At 62.8% G+C, this 15,485-nt stretch carries 15 protein-coding genes; 3 read left to right on the top strand and 12 right to left on the bottom strand.

Annotated features, from left to right (window positions below):
- Positions 1-29: 29 nt before the first annotated feature.
- Together RCH09_RS13860 and hslO are read left to right on the top strand one after the other, a co-directional pair.
- On the top strand, positions 30-554 hold the full coding sequence (locus RCH09_RS13860; protein ID WP_326941705.1) for a gamma carbonic anhydrase family protein: 525 nt from the start codon (positions 30-32) through the stop codon (positions 552-554).
- The gene (hslO, locus tag RCH09_RS13855) at positions 554-1,483 is read left to right on the top strand and encodes an Hsp33 family molecular chaperone HslO (protein ID WP_326941704.1); all 930 of its coding nucleotides are present in this window, start codon (positions 554-556) and stop codon (positions 1,481-1,483) included. Before RCH09_RS13860 ends, hslO begins: the two co-directional genes overlap by 1 nt.
- 3 nt (positions 1,484-1,486) lie before the next feature.
- Here hslO and ftsB read toward each other — a convergent pair whose 3' ends face one another.
- The 11 genes from ftsB to RCH09_RS13800 form a co-directional block, all read right to left on the bottom strand.
- Complete coding sequence (gene ftsB / locus RCH09_RS13850; protein WP_326941703.1) at positions 1,487-1,801, bottom strand: cell division protein FtsB; 315 nt, start codon at positions 1,799-1,801, stop codon at positions 1,487-1,489.
- 54 nt (positions 1,802-1,855) lie between these two features.
- Positions 1,856-3,142, bottom strand: coding sequence for a phosphopyruvate hydratase (gene eno / locus RCH09_RS13845; protein WP_326941702.1), 1,287 nt, complete (start codon positions 3,140-3,142; stop codon positions 1,856-1,858).
- A 43-nt stretch (positions 3,143-3,185) separates the two neighbouring features.
- The gene (gene kdsA, locus RCH09_RS13840; protein WP_326941701.1) at positions 3,186-4,040 is read right to left on the bottom strand and encodes a 3-deoxy-8-phosphooctulonate synthase; all 855 of its coding nucleotides are present in this window, start codon (positions 4,038-4,040) and stop codon (positions 3,186-3,188) included.
- Positions 4,037-5,695 (bottom strand): CTP synthase, encoded by a 1,659-nt coding sequence (locus RCH09_RS13835; protein ID WP_326941700.1) that lies wholly within the window; start codon positions 5,693-5,695, stop codon positions 4,037-4,039. The genes kdsA and RCH09_RS13835 overlap by 4 nt, the downstream gene beginning before the upstream one ends.
- A 132-nt stretch (positions 5,696-5,827) precedes the next feature.
- Positions 5,828-6,754 carry a lipid A deacylase LpxR family protein gene (locus tag RCH09_RS13830; protein WP_326941698.1) on the bottom strand — a complete coding sequence of 309 codons (927 nt, stop codon included), beginning with the start codon at positions 6,752-6,754 and terminating at the stop codon, positions 5,828-5,830.
- Positions 6,751-7,557 carry an alpha/beta fold hydrolase gene (locus RCH09_RS13825; protein ID WP_326941697.1) on the bottom strand — a complete coding sequence of 269 codons (807 nt, stop codon included), beginning with the start codon at positions 7,555-7,557 and terminating at the stop codon, positions 6,751-6,753. The genes RCH09_RS13830 and RCH09_RS13825 overlap by 4 nt, the downstream gene beginning before the upstream one ends.
- A gap of 10 nt (positions 7,558-7,567) precedes the next feature.
- On the bottom strand, positions 7,568-9,280 hold the full coding sequence (locus tag RCH09_RS13820) for a DNA internalization-related competence protein ComEC/Rec2 (RefSeq protein ID WP_326941696.1): 1,713 nt from the start codon (positions 9,278-9,280) through the stop codon (positions 7,568-7,570).
- Positions 9,199-9,984, bottom strand: a complete 786-nt coding sequence (locus RCH09_RS13815) for a ComEC/Rec2 family competence protein (protein ID WP_326941695.1) — start codon at positions 9,982-9,984, stop codon at positions 9,199-9,201. Before RCH09_RS13815 ends, RCH09_RS13820 begins: the two co-directional genes overlap by 82 nt.
- Positions 9,985-9,990: 6 nt before the next feature.
- On the bottom strand, positions 9,991-10,788 hold the full coding sequence (locus RCH09_RS13810; RefSeq protein ID WP_326941694.1) for a TatD family hydrolase: 798 nt from the start codon (positions 10,786-10,788) through the stop codon (positions 9,991-9,993).
- 10 nt (positions 10,789-10,798) lie between these two features.
- On the bottom strand, positions 10,799-11,500 hold the full coding sequence (gene lolD, locus RCH09_RS13805) for a lipoprotein-releasing ABC transporter ATP-binding protein LolD (RefSeq protein WP_326941693.1): 702 nt from the start codon (positions 11,498-11,500) through the stop codon (positions 10,799-10,801).
- Positions 11,493-12,752: a lipoprotein-releasing ABC transporter permease subunit gene (locus RCH09_RS13800; RefSeq protein WP_326941692.1), complete on the bottom strand. Its 1,260-nt coding sequence runs from the start codon at positions 12,750-12,752 to the stop codon at positions 11,493-11,495. Before RCH09_RS13800 ends, lolD begins: the two co-directional genes overlap by 8 nt.
- Positions 12,753-12,927: 175 nt before the next feature.
- Here RCH09_RS13800 and RCH09_RS13795 point away from each other — a divergent pair, with 175 nt between their 5' ends.
- Positions 12,928-13,761, top strand: a complete 834-nt coding sequence (locus tag RCH09_RS13795; RefSeq protein WP_326941691.1) for a sulfotransferase family protein — start codon at positions 12,928-12,930, stop codon at positions 13,759-13,761.
- Between the two features lie 32 nt (positions 13,762-13,793).
- On the opposite strand, the gene RCH09_RS13790 is transcribed toward RCH09_RS13795, so the two are convergent.
- Complete coding sequence (locus RCH09_RS13790) at positions 13,794-15,479, bottom strand: ShlB/FhaC/HecB family hemolysin secretion/activation protein (protein ID WP_326941690.1); 1,686 nt, start codon at positions 15,477-15,479, stop codon at positions 13,794-13,796.
- Between the last annotated feature and the right edge of the window lie 6 nt (positions 15,480-15,485).

The following is a 15,485-nucleotide window of genomic DNA, read 5'->3' as shown; positions in this document are numbered from 1 at the left end:
CCCTCACATCGCATTCGCAGAGGAAACCCATGGCCATCTACCAATTCGGCGAGCACAGCCCCGCCATCGATCCGTCCGCCTGGGTGGCCGACAACGCCACGGTGGTCGGACGCGTCAGCCTGGCCGCCAACGTCAGCATCTGGTTCAACGTCACCGTGCGTGGCGACAACGACCCGATCACGGTCGGCCAGAACAGCAATATCCAGGAAGGCTGCGTGCTGCATACCGACCTCGATGTCCCGCTGACCATTGGCAGTAACGTCACGGTCGGCCATCAGGCGATGCTGCATGGCTGCACCATCGGCGAGGGCTCGCTGGTCGGCATTCAGGCCGTGATCCTGAATGGCGCGCAGATCGGCCGCAATTGCCTGGTCGGCGCTGGCGCACTGGTCACCGAGGGCAAGCAGTTTCCCGACAACTCACTGATCATCGGCTCGCCAGCGAAGGCCGTGCGCACGCTGAGCGACGCCGAGATCGCCGCCTTGCATGCCAGCGCAGCGCACTACGTCGCGCGCGCGCATGCCTTCAAAACCCAACTGAAACGGATCGACTGATGGCGCACGACACACTGCAGAAATTCATGTTCGAGGGCGCACCGGTGCGCGGCGAACTGGTCGAATTGTCCGACACCTGGCGTCACGTGCAGGCGCGCCGCGCATACCCGGCTGCGGTCAAGACGCTGCTGGGCGAAATGCTGGCTGCAGCGGCCCTGCTGTCGGCGAATCTGAAATTCAACGGCGCCATTGTGCTGCAGATCCATGGCGACGGCCCGGTGCGTTTGCTGGTGGTTGAATGCGATGGCGACCTGCAGATGCGCGCCACCGCCAAGTTCGACGCCGACACCGTGATCAGCGAGAACGCGATGCTCGGCGACCTGGTCAATCTGCACGGCAACGGCCGCTTCGTCATCACGCTCGATCCGAAGGACAAGCTGCCCGGCCAGCAAGCGTACCAGGGCGTGGTACCACTCGATGGCGACTCGATTGCGACCGTCATCGAGAATTACATGCTGCGTTCCGAACAGCTCGACACGCGCTTGTGGCTGGCCGCCGACGAGCATGTCTCACGCGGCCTGCTGCTGCAGAAACTGCCCAGCACCGGCGGCATTGATGCACCGATCGACGATGACCTGGCCACCTGGGATCGCAGTGTCATGCTGGCCTCGACGCTGAAGCAGGCCGAGCTCCTCGATACCGACATCGAGACGCTGATGCGCCGCCTGTTTTGGGAAGAAACGATTCGCGTGTTCGACCCGAAGCATCCGACCTTTCGCTGCACCTGCAACCGCGAGCGGGTCGGCAGCATGCTGCAGATGCTGGGCGCCGAAGAAGTCGAGTCGGCGCTGGCGGAAATGGGTCAGATTGAAGTCGATTGCGAATTCTGCGGCCAGCACTATGCCTTCGACAAGGTCGATTGCGCCCATCTGTTTGCGGTGGAATCCGTGGCCGAGGCAATCCCGGCGGCCAGTCACGTCAAGCACTGACCGTCATGGCTGCGCTGCCGGCACGGCAGGTGCCGGTGCAGCCTTGTTCGGCTCAAGAATCTGGATGAAGACCTCGTCGCTCTTGATCATCCCGAGCTCGTAGCGGGCCCGTTCCTCGATGGCGCCGGTGCCGTCTTTCAAGTCCTGCACTTCGGAGGCCAGCTTGTCATTGCGGGCCTTGAGGTCATCAGAGCGCTTGCGTGCCACGGTGACCTGTTGATCCAGCTCCCAGACATGCAGCCAGCCGCCCTTGCCCAGCCATAGCGGATACTGAATCAGCAGCAGCAGGGCAGTCAGGCAAATCAGGATGAGGCGCATCGTGAGGGATTCGGACGACCGCGCCGAACCTGTTGGTCCGACGCGGCAGATCGCTTAACGCAGATTGTAGAACGCGTGACGACCAGGATAGCTGGCGATATCACCGAGATCTTCTTCAATGCGCAGCAACTGGTTGTATTTCGCCATGCGGTCCGAACGCGACAGCGAGCCGGTCTTGATCTGCAAGGCATTGGTGCCGACGGCGATGTCGGCAATGGTCGAGTCTTCGGTTTCGCCGGAACGATGCGAAATCACCGAGGTGTAACCGGCGCGCTTGGCCATTTCGATGGCGGCAAAGGTTTCGGTCAGGGTGCCGATCTGGTTGATCTTGATCAGGATCGAATTGGCGATGTTCTTCTGGATGCCTTCGCGCAGGATCTTGGTGTTGGTGACGAACAGGTCATCGCCCACCAGCTGGATCTTCTTGCCCAGCGATTGGGTCAGCGTGGCCCAACCGTCCCAATCGTTTTCGGCCATGCCGTCTTCAATCGAAATGATCGGATACTTGTCGCACCAGGTCGCCAGCAGATTGGTGAAATCGGACGACGACAGCGCCAGGCCACCCTCGCCGGCCAACTGGTATTTGCCATCCTTGTAGAACTCGCTGGCCGCGCAATCCAAACCCAGCGCGATCTGGGTGCCAGGCTCGTAGCCGGCTTCCTCGATGGCCTGGATGATCAGCTTGATGGCCATTTCGTGGTTGGTGACCGACGGCGCAAAACCGCCTTCATCGCCCACCGAGGTGGCCAGGCCCTTGCCATGCAGGATTTTTTTCAGCGTGTGGAAAACTTCGGCGCCGTAACGGATAGCTTCGCGAAAACTCGGCGCGCCAACCGGAATGATCATGAATTCCTGGATGTCGAGATTGTTGTCGGCATGCGCACCGCCATTGATCACGTTCATCATCGGCACCGGCATCTGCATCGCGCCGCTGCCACCAAAATAACGATACAGCGGCAGACCGGATTCTTCCGCCGCTGCCTTGGCCACGGCCATCGACACCGCCAGCGTCGCATTGGCGCCAAGACGGGCCTTGTTTTCGGTGCCGTCCAGATCGATCAGGGTGCGGTCGAGGAAAGCCTGCTCATTGGCGTCGAGGCCCATGATGGCTTCGGAGATTTCAGTATTGATGTGTTCGCAGGCCTTCAGGACGCCCTTGCCGAAATAACGGCCCTTGTCGCCGTCGCGCAGTTCGATGGCTTCGCGCGAGCCGGTCGAGGCGCCGGACGGCACCGAGGCACGGCCCATCACGCCCGACTCCAGCAAGACATCACACTCGACAGTCGGGTTACCGCGTGAATCCAGAATTTCGCGGCCAATAATATCGACGATTGCACTCATGGGGTTCTCCTGAATTTGCTGTAATTGAAATGGTTGAATCGTGTCAGGCGAAGCTGGTTTCGAGGAAACCGTTCTTCTTGACCACGCGATCGAGTTCGATGAGCGTGCTCAACAATTCCTGCATGCGTCCCAGCGGCACCGCATTCGGGCCATCGGATTTGGCTTCGGCCGGATTCGGATGGGTTTCCATGAACAATCCCGAAATCCCGACAGCAATCGCAGCCCGCGCCAGCACCGGCACGAATTCGCGCTGGCCGCCGGAGGAACTGCCCTGCCCGCCCGGCAACTGCACCGAGTGGGTGGCGTCGAAGACGATCGGGCAGCGTGTTTCGCGCATGATCGCGAGCGAACGCATGTCCGACACCAGATTGTTGTAGCCAAACGAGACTCCGCGTTCGCACGCCATGAAGTTGTCGTCCGGCAGACCGGCTTCCCGAGCGGCGGCACGCGCCTTGTCGATCACGTTGACCATATCGTGCGGCGCCAGGAACTGACCTTTTTTGATATTCACAGGGCGTCCCGATTGGGCGCATGCGTGAATGAAGTCAGTTTGACGACACAGGAAGGCCGGTGTCTGCAGCACATCAACCACCGCCGAGACCGGCTTGATTTCCTCGATCGAATGGATGTCGGTCAGCACCGGGACCTGCAATTGCTTTTTGACGTCGCCGAGGATCTCAAGGCCCTTTTCCATGCCGAGGCCGCGGAACGAGGTCCCGGACGAGCGATTGGCCTTGTCGAACGATGACTTGTAGATGAACGGGATGCCGAGCGCGGCGGTGATTTCCTTGAGCTGGCCGGCCGTATCCATCGCCATCTGGCGCGATTCGATCACGCAGGGACCGGCAATCAGAAAGAAAGGTTGATCGAGTCCGATCTCAAAACCGCAGAGTTTCATGCCGCATCCTTCAACTGGTTGGCCTGCTTGTGCGCCAGCGCTGCGCGCACGAACGAAATGAACAGCGGATGGCCATCGCGCGGGGTCGATTTGAACTCCGGATGGTATTGCACGCCGATGTACCAGGGATGGGCATTTTCGCCGGTGCGTGGCAATTCCATGATTTCACACAGGTCTTCGGTCGGGGTGCGGGCCGACACGATCAGCCCGGCCTCTTCGACCCGCGCGAGGTAATGGTTGTTGGCTTCGTAGCGATGACGATGGCGTTCGGTGACGACATTGCCGTAGATTTCGGCCGCCAGCGTGCCGGGCTTGACCGCGCAGGTTTGCGCGCCCAGCCGCATGGTGCCGCCGAGGTCGGAATTGATGTCGCGCTTTTCCACCTTGCCGTCGTGGTTTTGCCACTCGTTGATCAGGGCCACCACCGGCTGCTCGGTCTCATTGTCGAATTCGGTCGAATTGGCCTTGGTCAGCCCGGCCTTGTTGCGGGCATATTCCAGCAACGCGACCTGCATGCCGAGGCAAATGCCGAGGTACGGGATCTTGTGTTCGCGGGCGTAACGGGCGGCAGCAATCTTGCCCTCGACACCGCGCTTGCCGAAACCGCCCGGTACCAGGATGGCGTCGTATTTGGCCAGTCCGGCGGTGCCGGTCAATTCGATTTCCTCGGAATCCAGATACTCGATGTTGACCCGGCTTTCGGTATGGATACCGGCGTGACGCAGTGCTTCCGTCAACGACTTGTACGACTCGGTCAGGTCGACGTATTTGCCGACCATGCCGATGGTGACGTCGTATTTCGGATTTTCGAGCGCATGCACCAGACGGGTCCACATCGACAGATCGGCCGGCTTGGGCGACAGGCCGAGCTTGTCGCAGACAATCTTGTCGAGACCCTGGTCGAACAGCATCTGCGGGATCTTGTAAATCGTGTCGGCATCCCAGACCGAAATCACGGCATCTTCCGGCACGTTCGAGAACAGCGAAATCTTGGCGCGCTCGTCGTCCGGGATCGGCCGATCGGCGCGGCACAGCAGCGCGTCCGGGAAGATACCGATTTCGCGCAGCTTCTGGACGCTGTGCTGGGTCGGCTTGGTCTTGAGTTCACCGGCCGACACCAGATACGGCACCAGCGTCAGATGCACGAATGCGGCTGCATTGCGACCGGCGCGCAGGCTCAGCTGGCGCACTGCTTCGAGAAACGGCAGCGATTCGATGTCACCGACCGTACCGCCGATTTCAACCAGTGCCACGTTGTAGCCTTCGGCGCCGCGATGGATGTAATCCTGGATTTCATTGGTGATATGCGGAATGACCTGGACGGTCTTGCCCAGATATTCGCCGCGACGCTCCTTGCGGATCACCGATTCGTAGATCTGGCCGGTGGTGAAGTTATTCACCTTGCGCATCTTGGCCGTGATGAAGCGCTCGTAGTGACCGAGGTCGAGGTCGGTTTCGGCCCCGTCGTCGGTGACGAACACTTCACCGTGCTGGAATGGACTCATTGTGCCTGGATCAACGTTGATGTACGGATCCAGTTTCAGGAGAGTGACTTTCAGGCCGCGCGATTCGAGGATCGCAGCGAGGGAGGCGGCGGCAATCCCTTTGCCAAGGGAAGACACGACGCCGCCAGTAACGAAGACAAACTTGGTCATTGCAGATGGTGCCGAACGGCACGTGCGGGAAATTGAAATTATACCGCAAGCTGGTGTGCCAACCGAGCAATTGCGGTCTTTTCTGCGCGTCCAGTTGGCACGCCGCAGCGCGACGCGGCGCGCAATTGGTCGTTACAGCGCGTAGGAGAACAGCAAGCGCACGAAACTCTGCGCACCGACGCTGTCTGGCAGATCCCGTATTTCGTTGCCGCGCCGGACCACCGAGACGCTCGCGGAGAACGGCGCGCTGATCCAGACGGCGCCAGCCTCGGCCTCGGCCACCAGCCGTTTCGGCGTCACCGTATGCGGACTGTCGCTGGAAAACAGGCCGCCTTGCAGGCTGGCGTTGTAGGCCACCGCACGTGCCTCGATGCGCATGAAGCCATGCAGCGTCGACTGGTCCGGCAGCGCATTGAGTCGTCCGGCACGCAATTGCAGGCTGGCGCCGGCGTCGGTGAAGATATTGCCGAGACGGGCCTGCAGCGTGGGCGTCAGGTCGACGGCATTGGCAAGCTGCCAGCGCACCGGCGCCAGCTCGCCGTACAGCACTGCGCCGAATTCGTTGCGCACTTGGCGCGACCAGCCTTTCGGTTCGGGTTGGCTGATCAGGCGATGCAAATGGGTCTGGGTCCATTCGCCACCGGCACAGGGGCCGAGGCAGCCGAGATCAAGACCGGCCTTCCAGTGCGTGCCATCGGTCCGATGCTGTTCGCGATAGACGCCACCGAACAGCCAGGCCGCATACGGATGATCCGGCGGCCCGACCAGCGTCGGCGGCAGCTTGATATCGGAAGGCGTGTACAACTCCTGTCCGATACGCCAGCCGACCACCTCCAGCAAGCCGTCGCGATGCAAGTCAAAACGTTCGCCAAAGCGCGCGCCGCTGGTGTAGAAGCCATCGTCCTTGTTGAGCAACAGACTGTCGTTATCGATCTCGACCGTCACCGAAGCCTGCCCTTCGTCACGCACGCGGCGTGCATCGGCCCAGCTCTGCGCCAGCGCGGCCGAGCCGCTGCAGGCCAGCAACGCGATTAGCGCGACACGGATTGGCAATCTCATCGTCCGGACTCCTGAAGTAATTGTTGAATCATCGCATGGGTGGCCTGCGCCGCGGCCTCGGGCGCTTCCATCGGAAACAGATGCCCGCCGGGCAGCATAGCAAGATGCTTTCCGACCAGACGGCGCGTCGCCGCCATGCCGGCCTGGCGGCATTCGACCGAATCGCGCCCGCCGATGAAGCCCACCGGCACCGGAAAACGTCCGCCGGCGAGCTTGCCCAGATGATGCGGCAGGGCCCGGTACACCGCGGTTTCGATTTCGCGCCGAAAGCGCAGCGTGACGCCCTGCGCATGCGGCACCGTGCCCTGTTCGACGTAGTCGCGCAGCACCTGCTCCGGCCAGATCGCGAACATCGGCTTGGCGGCAAAATGCCTGTACGCCTCGTCGGTGTCGGCCCACAGGATGCGGCGGCGTTCGGAAAACTGCGCCGGCGAAAAGCGTTTGTCAAAACGTCCGGCCTTCGCCAGCCGCAGTGCCATGGCGCGCCAGCCCGCCACCACTGGCGAATCCAGCAACACCACGCAGCGCACCAGATCGGGCCGCGCCTTGGCCGCCATCAGGCTGAGCATGCCGCCCAGCGAATGGCCGACCAGAATCACCGGGGTCGTGTAGCGCTGCGCCAGTTCATCTTCCAGCTCGCGCTGCAACGCGGCCCAGCCATTGGCGACCGGATAGCGTGGATTGTGCGCATGCATGGCCAGCGCCTGGACGTCGTAATGCGGCGCGAGCGCACGAAAAAATACCCGGTAGGTATCGGCCGGAAAACTGTTGGCGTGGGCAAAATGCAGAATCGGTTTGGTCATGTGGGATGCGTCATCGGCCATACCAGTAGCGGGGATGGTCGAGGCGGTAAGTACTCCAGGTCAGGTCGTGCGCGAATTGTAATGTGATTGCGCCGGCAACATCGGTACGAATGCGCGCAATGTTGTGCTCGCCGTAGCGGGCAAAGACTTCCGCTTTCGGATGCCCGTAGCGATTGCGGTAGCCGACCTGGAACAGCGCCAGCGTCGGTTGCACGGCCGCCAGAAAGGCGTCGGTCGACGAGGTGCCGCTGCCATGATGGGGCGCCAGCAGCACCGTGCTGCGCAGTTTGTCGGGCATGGCGTTGATCATTTCGATTTCCTGGATTGCCTCGATATCGCCCGGCAGCAGCATCGATGCGCTGCTGCGCGAGACCTTCAGCGTGCAGCTGTGCGCATTCGGCTTCCATTTGTCGCTGTCGTAAATCGCCGCTGCCGGATACAGCATTTCGAAGGTGACACCATCCCAGCTCCACTTCTGGCCTGCCAGGCAGCGACGGTGCTGCGGCGCCGCCCGCACGATGGCATGGTCGGGCGGCAGCGACGTGGTCACCAGACCGACCGGCAGCGCATCAAGCAGCGACAACCCGCCGCCGGCATGGTCGGCATCGCTGTGCGAGATCACCAGCGCATCGAGCCGCGTAATCCCGCGCGCTTTCAGATACGGCACGATCACCCGGCTGGCGCCATCCGAGCCCGGCGAATAGGCCGGTCCGGTGTCGTACAGGAGGCGGTGCTGGGCGGTCTCGATCAACAACGCCATGCCCTGTCCGACATCAAACGCCAGCACCCTGAATTCACCATCAGCCGGATGCGTCGGTGCATTCACCAGCAGCGGCAACCAGCCGACCCAGCCGGCCCAGCGCACCGGCCAGCCGCGTGGCGTCAGCAGCCACAGCGTGCCGATGGCGGCCAGGGCGAACATCCATGGCGCCGGCACCGGCGCGTTCCAGACCGCCATCGGCAGCTGGCTGAACCAGCCCAGCGCCAGTGCCAGCATCTCGATGCAGCCGTGCCCCAGCCCGAGCAGCCAGCCGCCGACCGGCATTGGCGCCACGCTGCCGATCAGGGCAAGCGGCGTGACGATCAGGCTGATCAGCGGAATCGCCACCGCATTGGCCACCGGACTGATCAGCGAGACCTGACCGAACAGCAGCAGCGTCAACGGCACCAGGCCGACCGTGACGACATATTGGGTGTGGATGTGCGGACGCAGCGCGACACGGATGCGTTGCCAGCGGCTTGTGCCAGCGGCGCTGGCGACCCGTCCCACCGACGCGTACAGGATCGTCGCCACCGCGCCGAACGAGAGCCAGAAGCCGGGCGCGAGCACGGCCCACGGATCGAGCAGCAGCACCACGCCCAGCGCCAGGCACAGCACATGCGACACGCTGGTCAGCCGGCCACACCAGAGTGCCGCCGCCACTACCGCCAGCATGTACAGCGTGCGTTGCGCCGGTACGCCCCAGCCGGCCAGCAGCACATACAGCAGTGCAGTGCCGACCCCCACCAACGCGGCAAATTGCTGCGCCGGCAAACGCAGCGGCAAGGCCTCCTGCGTAAAGAACGAGCGCCGCCACAAGGCGTTTCCAAGCAGCGCAAACAAGCCGGCCACCATCGTGATGTGCAGTCCTGAAATCGAGATCAGATGGCCGATGCCGGTGCGTGTGAAGATGGTCCAGTCAGATTGCGGCACGCCGCGCTGATCGCCGACCACCAGCGCCACCAGCACGCCGGCATAGCGCTGGCCCGGCAGCGTGGCAAGGTGCGCGCGCGCAACCAGGCGCGACTGTGCTCGACCAGGTTGCCGGGACTGAACACGAACCGGTCGAGTCGCACATTGGCACGCGATGGGTTGTCATCGGACCGCACCGAGCCGGTCGCGCGCAGTCGCTGTTCCAGCAGCCACGCTTCGTAATCGAAACCGTAGGGATTGGCATTGCCGTGCGGTCGCGCCAGCCGGACCGTCAGTTGCCAGCGTTCGCCCGGCTGGACATCACCGACCGCCTGCGTCGGCTGGCCATGAAAACCGGCCGACCACATCAGCGCCAGTTTCGGCGGCAAAGTCGGAACCACGCCATCGAGCGGCAGGACGCGCTCCACCGCAAAATTGAAACGCACGCCCTGCTCGGCGTTGTCCGGCAGATTGTCGATGGTGCCGATCACGGTGACATCGCGGCCTTCGAGGGCCAACGGCAATTCCTGCTGCAAGTACAGCTGCGCAATCAGTGTCGCCCAGGCGAAGCCGATGGCCGCACCGCACGTCAAATGGAGAGGAACACGCAGGCGGGCGCGCATGATCCGGCGCGACAGCCCCAACGCGCACGAGGCGACGAGAAGAATGGCCGCGGCGGCCGCCACCGGCAACAACTGCGCCTGCATCTGCAACACGCACACTCCCACCGCAAAGCCGATCAATACGCCGCGCATCGACAATCAGAATGGCAGGATCAGTCGCGGCATGGCAACCAGGGCATTGGCATTGGTCGCGGCCGCAACCGCGTCGAGGCTGATACCGCGCAGTTCCGCCAGCACCGCGCCGATGGCGGGAATCTGGCACGGTTCGTTGCGGGCGGGATGCAGCCACGCCGGCGCGATATCCGGTGCGTCGGTTTCCAGCACCAGTGCCGCGAGCGGCAATTCGGTTGCCAGCCGTCGAATTTGCAGCGCGCGCGTGAAGGTCATCGCACCGCCGAACCCCAGCTTGAAGCCCAGGTCGATGAACGCCGCGGCTTGCTGAAAGCTGCCATTGAAGGCGTGCGCGCAGCCGCCGCTGACGGGGATGCGGCGCAAATACTTGAGGACGATATCGAGCGAACGCCGCACATGCAATAACACCGGCAGATTGAAATCGCGCGCGATTTTCAACTGCTCGGCGTAGAAGTGTTCCTGTTTCTGGCGCAACGGGCCAACGTTCAGTTCGGGGATGAAGAAGTCGAGCCCGATCTCGCCGATCGCGACAAAGTTCGGGTCCTGCAGGGCATGCGGGATCAGGTCGCGCAGCGCCTGCAGGTCGGCCAGTTCAGCGCGAGCGACAAACATCGGATGAATGCCGAGCGCGTAGACGCAATTCGCATTGGCCGCGGCCAGCGCTGCCACGGTCGCAAAATTGGCGCGTTCGACCGCCGGAATCACAATCCGCGCCACGCCCTGCCCGGCGGCCTGCACGGCAATGGCATCGTGTTCGCCGGCGAATTCGCCGGCGTCAAGGTGACAATGCGTGTCGATCCACATGGCGCCAGGTTTATTCCGAGTAGGGTTCCAGTCCGCGTTCGGACAGCCGCAGGATGCGGTCGCAATGGCGCGCCAGTTCCACGTCGTGGGTGACGATCACGAACGAGGTGCCCAGCGTGCGCGACAACTCCAGCATCAGATCGAAGGTCTGGTGCGCAGTGCCGCGATCGAGGTTGCCGGTCGGCTCGTCGGCCAGTACGCAGGCCGGCTGCGTGACCAGCGCACGCGCCAGCGCCACGCGTTGCCGTTCGCCGCCGGACAACTCGCCCGGGACATGGGTGATGCGCTTTTCGAGGCCGACCCGCGCCAGGATCTTGCGGGCCGCGTCATGTGCCTCCGCGCGCGCCACGCGGCGAATCAGCAGCGGCATCGCGACGTTATCGAGCGCGGAAAACTCCGGCAGCAGGTGATGAAACTGGTACACGAAACCGAGCGAGCGATTACGCAGGTCGCCGCGGGTTTTTTCCGGCAGATTGGCAAAGTCGTGTCCCAGCAGCGTGACCTTGCCGGTGCTGGGCGTATCGAGTCCGCCGAGCAGATGCAGCAACGTCGATTTGCCGGAACCGGAGGCGCCGACGATGGCAACGCGCTCGCCTTTTTGAACATTGAAATCAATGCCGCGCAGCACATCGACCGAATATTTACCCTGGGTGAAGGTCTTGCTCAACCCCTCGCACGACAGCACGGTGTCACTCATTACAACGTCACTCATAACGCAAGGCCTCGGCAGGTTTGACACGGGCCGCCCACCAGCTCGGATACAGCGTCGCCAGGAATGCCAGCACCACGGCAACACAGCCGATGGTGGTGACATCCGGCCAGCGCAAATCGGACGGCAAGGCGCTGATCAGGTAAATGTCGCGCGGCAGGAACTGCACGCCGAGCAGGTGTTCGATCACCGGTACGATCACGTCGACATTCAGCGCCACCAGCACGCCGAGCGAGACGCCAATGGCGGTACCGATCAGGCCCACCAGCGCGCCCTGGATCATGAAAATTTTCATGATCGAACGCGGCGACGCACCCAGCGTGCGCAGGATGGCGATGTCGGCCTGCTTGTCGGTCACCGTCATCACCAGCGTCGAGACCAGATTGAAGGCGGCCACGGCGATGATCAGGGTCAGGATGATGAACATCATGCGTTTTTCAGTCTGTACCGCGGCGAACCAGGTGCGGTTTTGCTTGGACCAGTCGCTGATAAGCACATTGCCGCTCAGGATATGCGACAGGTCGCGCGCCACTTCCGGCGCACGCTGCATGTCGGCGATGCGCAGGCGCACGCCAGAAGGTGCATTCAGGCGGAACATCTTTTGCGCATCCTCGATGTGCATGAAGGCGAGCGTCGAATCATATTCGTAATGTCCGGCCTCGAAGATGCCGACCACCTTGAACGCCTTGTAGCGCGGCACGATGCCAGCCGGTGTGATCTGCCCCTCGGGCGCCACCAGCGTGACGCGGTCGCCAATGCCGGCCTGCATGGCACGGGCCAGTTCGCCGCCAAGCACAATGTTGAACTCGCCGGCACGCAGGTCGGAAAACTTGCCTTGCCGCACCTGGGCCGCGACTTCGGAGACGTTCGGTTCCTGTTCCGGCAACACCCCGCGCACGACCACGCCGCGCAGGACGCCGTCACGGGTCATCATCGCCTGGCCGGCCACGTACGGTGCGGCGCCCTTGACTTCCTTGTCCAGGAACGCTTCCTTGGCGGTGGCTTGCCAGTCGGCCAGTCCGGTGCCGGGCTCATACACCTCGATGTGCGACAGCACCGACAACATCCGGTCGCGCACTTCTTTCTGGAAGCCATTCATGACCGACAGCACGACAATCAGCGCGGCGACACCCAGCGCGATACCGGCCATCGAAATCAAGGAAATGAAGGAGATGAAACTGTTGCGGCCACTGCGGCGACCGGCGCGGGTGTAGCGAATCCCGACCAGCCATTCGAACGGAAGATTTTTTAACATACGGGGGCGAGGCTCCTGATAGCACCGCGCATCTTGCCACACATACCGGGAAATGAAAAACGGCAGCGATAAGTCGCGCCGTCGCTGCAGCACGATGACACGTGTTTTTTAGTGTGACCGGACAGGGCGTTTCAGGCGTCATCGTCGCTTTCAACACACAGCGAGCACCCATTCAATGCGGCCAAACTTCATCGGTGTGACGGGACTGCCCAGAGCCGGCTCCACCTTGTTGTGCCAACTGCTGGCGCAACATCCCGAAATTCATTGCGAGGGCCGCAGCTCGCCGCTGTGCAATACGCTGCTTGGCATCCGGCGCATGATCAGCGACGACTCGTTCTTCCTGTCCCAGCTCGACAATGCGTTCGACAGCAGCTATGCCCACCTGACTGCGGCGATGCAAGGTTTTCTGCACGGCTGGTATCACGATTGCGGCAAAAAGGCGGTGGTCGACAAGAATCGCGCATGGCTGCATGCCATCGAATTGCTGCTGCATCTGGAGCCGGAGGCCAAGCTGGTGGTCTGCCTGCGCGATCTGGGCCAGATTTACGGTTCGATCGAAGCCCAGCACCAGCGCACCATCCTGGTCGATTTCATCGACCATCTGGGCGACTATGACCGCATGGGACGCGCCGACATGTTGTTCGGCAAAGACAAGGCGATCGGCGCGCCGCTGATCTCGCTGCAGGCCGTGCTGGATTTGCCGAAGAAGGTCCAGGAGCGCTTGTACTTTGTGCGCTTCGAAGACATGCTCGAACAACCGGCCGTCTGCATGTCGCACATTTACGCCTGGCTCGGCCTGTCGCCGCACGTGATCGATCCCGAGCAGCTAAGCATCGGCATCCAGGAAAGCGACAGCCACTACCGGATGAAGTATTCACACCGGCAATCGGGCCGGATCAGCGCCCCAACGCGCCACGAACTGCCGCCGCGCATTCAGGCGCAGATCGACAGCGCCTACGCCTGGTACACGCAGTTGTACTACCCGCAGAAGAAATCACAGGCAGTCTGAGCCAAGCGCGCCGGTCAATGCACCGGCGTTGCTCAGAATCCCTTGCCGAATTCCACCCACGCGCGGGTGGAGCCGACGCCGTCGAGCTGGACCGGCTTGGTGCCGAACGTGGTGGCGAGCGTGGTTTGGACACTCATGTTCGCCTCGCCGCGCCAGTTCAGACCGACACCGGCGCCGCTGAGCATGGCACTGTTGATACCGCTGTCCCACGGGTTTTTGTTGATCGTCACATGCGCACTGTCGACGAAGGCAATCGCTTGCCAGCGTTGGCCGAAGCGATGCTGGAACTCGACGCTGCCACGATATCCACTGTCGCCCGACACCGTCCCAACGTCATACGCCCGCACCGAGGCAGGGCCGCCGATACTCATTTTTTCGGAGGAATCGAGATTGCCGTTGGCCCATTGCGCGGCGCCGCTGAGCAGCAACGCATCGTCGGTCGTCAGGCCTTGCAGGCGCGACGCGCTGGCGGTCCATTTCGAGAAATTGCCACGCGTGCGTGCGGTGGCGGCATCGGCTGCCTCCGCCGCCGCGTCGTCGAAGCGGACCCGGCCACTGGTCCAGCTCAGGCTGCCGGTATTGACGGCGGCGCCAAACAAGGCATCGCGTGCATCGCCGGTCAGCAACAGGGTCTGGTTCGACAAGGTGCGGTGGGTGCGCAAGGCGCTGGTATCGATCTGGTCACGCAAGCGCACCTGGTCGAACTGCAGTTGTCCGTACAGGTTGGCGTCACGGCTGCGCAGGAACGGATGCCGCAGCCACAGGCTGGCCACCCGTGCATTGCCATGTGCGTCCAGCGCCGACAGCGCGTTGCCCAGCTCGTAATGCAGCGCCGATACCGAGCCGCCCAAATGCGTGCCGAGGCCATTCAGCAGGGTGTCATACGAGACCCGGCCATACCCAAGTCCATTGCCGGAGGTGAGCACCGACGCGCTCAGCAGATCGCCATGATGCAGCGGATTGCCGACGTTGACAGTGCCGGCCAAGCGCGCCCGGCCGGTGTAGCGGTTGCCGTAGTTGTCGGCAACGACATTGCCGGTGACCATGTCGGTCGGCGTGACGTCGACCTGCAGGTCCGAGGTGCCGACCGTGGCGCCCGGCTTGAGGGTCGCAGTGAGCGCCACCCCGAGCACGTCCGACATCAGCAGCAGAACGTGATCCATGTCCTTTTGCGCCACCATCTGGCCGCTTTGCAGGCCCGCCAGGGTCGCTTCCAGCAGCGGCGTCCCGACCCGGCTGCCGTTGTCGAGGCGCAGCTGGCCGTAACGCGCTTCGATGACCTCGATCTGCACCACGCCGGCGGCAATGGTTTGCGCCGGAACGATGGCACGCATCAACGGATAGTCATGCTGCTGGTAATAGGCGGTGATGCGCGCGGCAACCTCGCCCAGCTGCGCCAGCGTCAGATTTTTTCCTTCGGCGTCGGCCACCAATGCGTGCAGCGTCGCGCCATCAAACAACGTATTGCCGGTAATCTGGATCGCGGTCACTGCGAAGGGCACGCCGGCAGCCTGCCCGGCCGAACCGCCGTTGCTGATCGACAGCCCGGTTGCAGCCGGCGACGGCGCCGGTGCCCGGGCCGGTTGAATCTGCTGCAGGATCGACCCGGCATCGGGGGCCACCGGTCCGGCAGCCTGCGCGAACAATGGTGTCATCGCGGCAAGCAGGACCGACAATCGGGTTTTCATGAAGCGCCGCGGGTGGTTTGCGTTATTCAATGTCAC

It is taken from the genome of Actimicrobium sp. GrIS 1.19, assembly GCF_035984655.1.
In the GTDB taxonomy this organism is placed as follows: domain Bacteria; phylum Pseudomonadota; class Gammaproteobacteria; order Burkholderiales; family Burkholderiaceae_D; genus Actimicrobium.
This window is presented reverse-complemented; position numbering and strand designations above follow the sequence as displayed.

What these genes read in the sequence shown, in the direction of transcription:
- RCH09_RS13810 (WP_326941694.1), bottom strand. Translation starts at nt 10,788, where the DNA reads ATGTGGATCGACACGCATTGTCACCTTGACGCCGGCGAATTCGCCGGC.
- RCH09_RS13800 (WP_326941692.1), bottom strand. Translation starts at nt 12,752, where the DNA reads ATGTTAAAAAATCTTCCGTTCGAATGGCTGGTCGGGATTCGCTACACC.
- RCH09_RS13825 (WP_326941697.1), bottom strand. Translation starts at nt 7,557, where the DNA reads ATGACCAAACCGATTCTGCATTTTGCCCACGCCAACAGTTTTCCGGCC.
- lolD (WP_326941693.1), bottom strand. Translation starts at nt 11,500, where the DNA reads ATGAGTGACGTTGTAATGAGTGACACCGTGCTGTCGTGCGAGGGGTTG.
- hslO (WP_326941704.1), top strand. Translation starts at nt 554, where the DNA reads ATGGCGCACGACACACTGCAGAAATTCATGTTCGAGGGCGCACCGGTG.
- ftsB (WP_326941703.1), bottom strand. Translation starts at nt 1,801, where the DNA reads ATGCGCCTCATCCTGATTTGCCTGACTGCCCTGCTGCTGCTGATTCAG.
- eno (WP_326941702.1), bottom strand. Translation starts at nt 3,142, where the DNA reads ATGAGTGCAATCGTCGATATTATTGGCCGCGAAATTCTGGATTCACGC.
- RCH09_RS13835 (WP_326941700.1), bottom strand. Translation starts at nt 5,695, where the DNA reads ATGACCAAGTTTGTCTTCGTTACTGGCGGCGTCGTGTCTTCCCTTGGC.
- RCH09_RS13815 (WP_326941695.1), bottom strand. Translation starts at nt 9,984, where the DNA reads ATGCGCGGCGTATTGATCGGCTTTGCGGTGGGAGTGTGCGTGTTGCAG.
- RCH09_RS13795 (WP_326941691.1), top strand. Translation starts at nt 12,928, where the DNA reads ATGCGGCCAAACTTCATCGGTGTGACGGGACTGCCCAGAGCCGGCTCC.
- kdsA (WP_326941701.1), bottom strand. Translation starts at nt 4,040, where the DNA reads ATGAAACTCTGCGGTTTTGAGATCGGACTCGATCAACCTTTCTTTCTG.
- RCH09_RS13860 (WP_326941705.1), top strand. Translation starts at nt 30, where the DNA reads ATGGCCATCTACCAATTCGGCGAGCACAGCCCCGCCATCGATCCGTCC.
- RCH09_RS13830 (WP_326941698.1), bottom strand. Translation starts at nt 6,754, where the DNA reads ATGAGATTGCCAATCCGTGTCGCGCTAATCGCGTTGCTGGCCTGCAGC.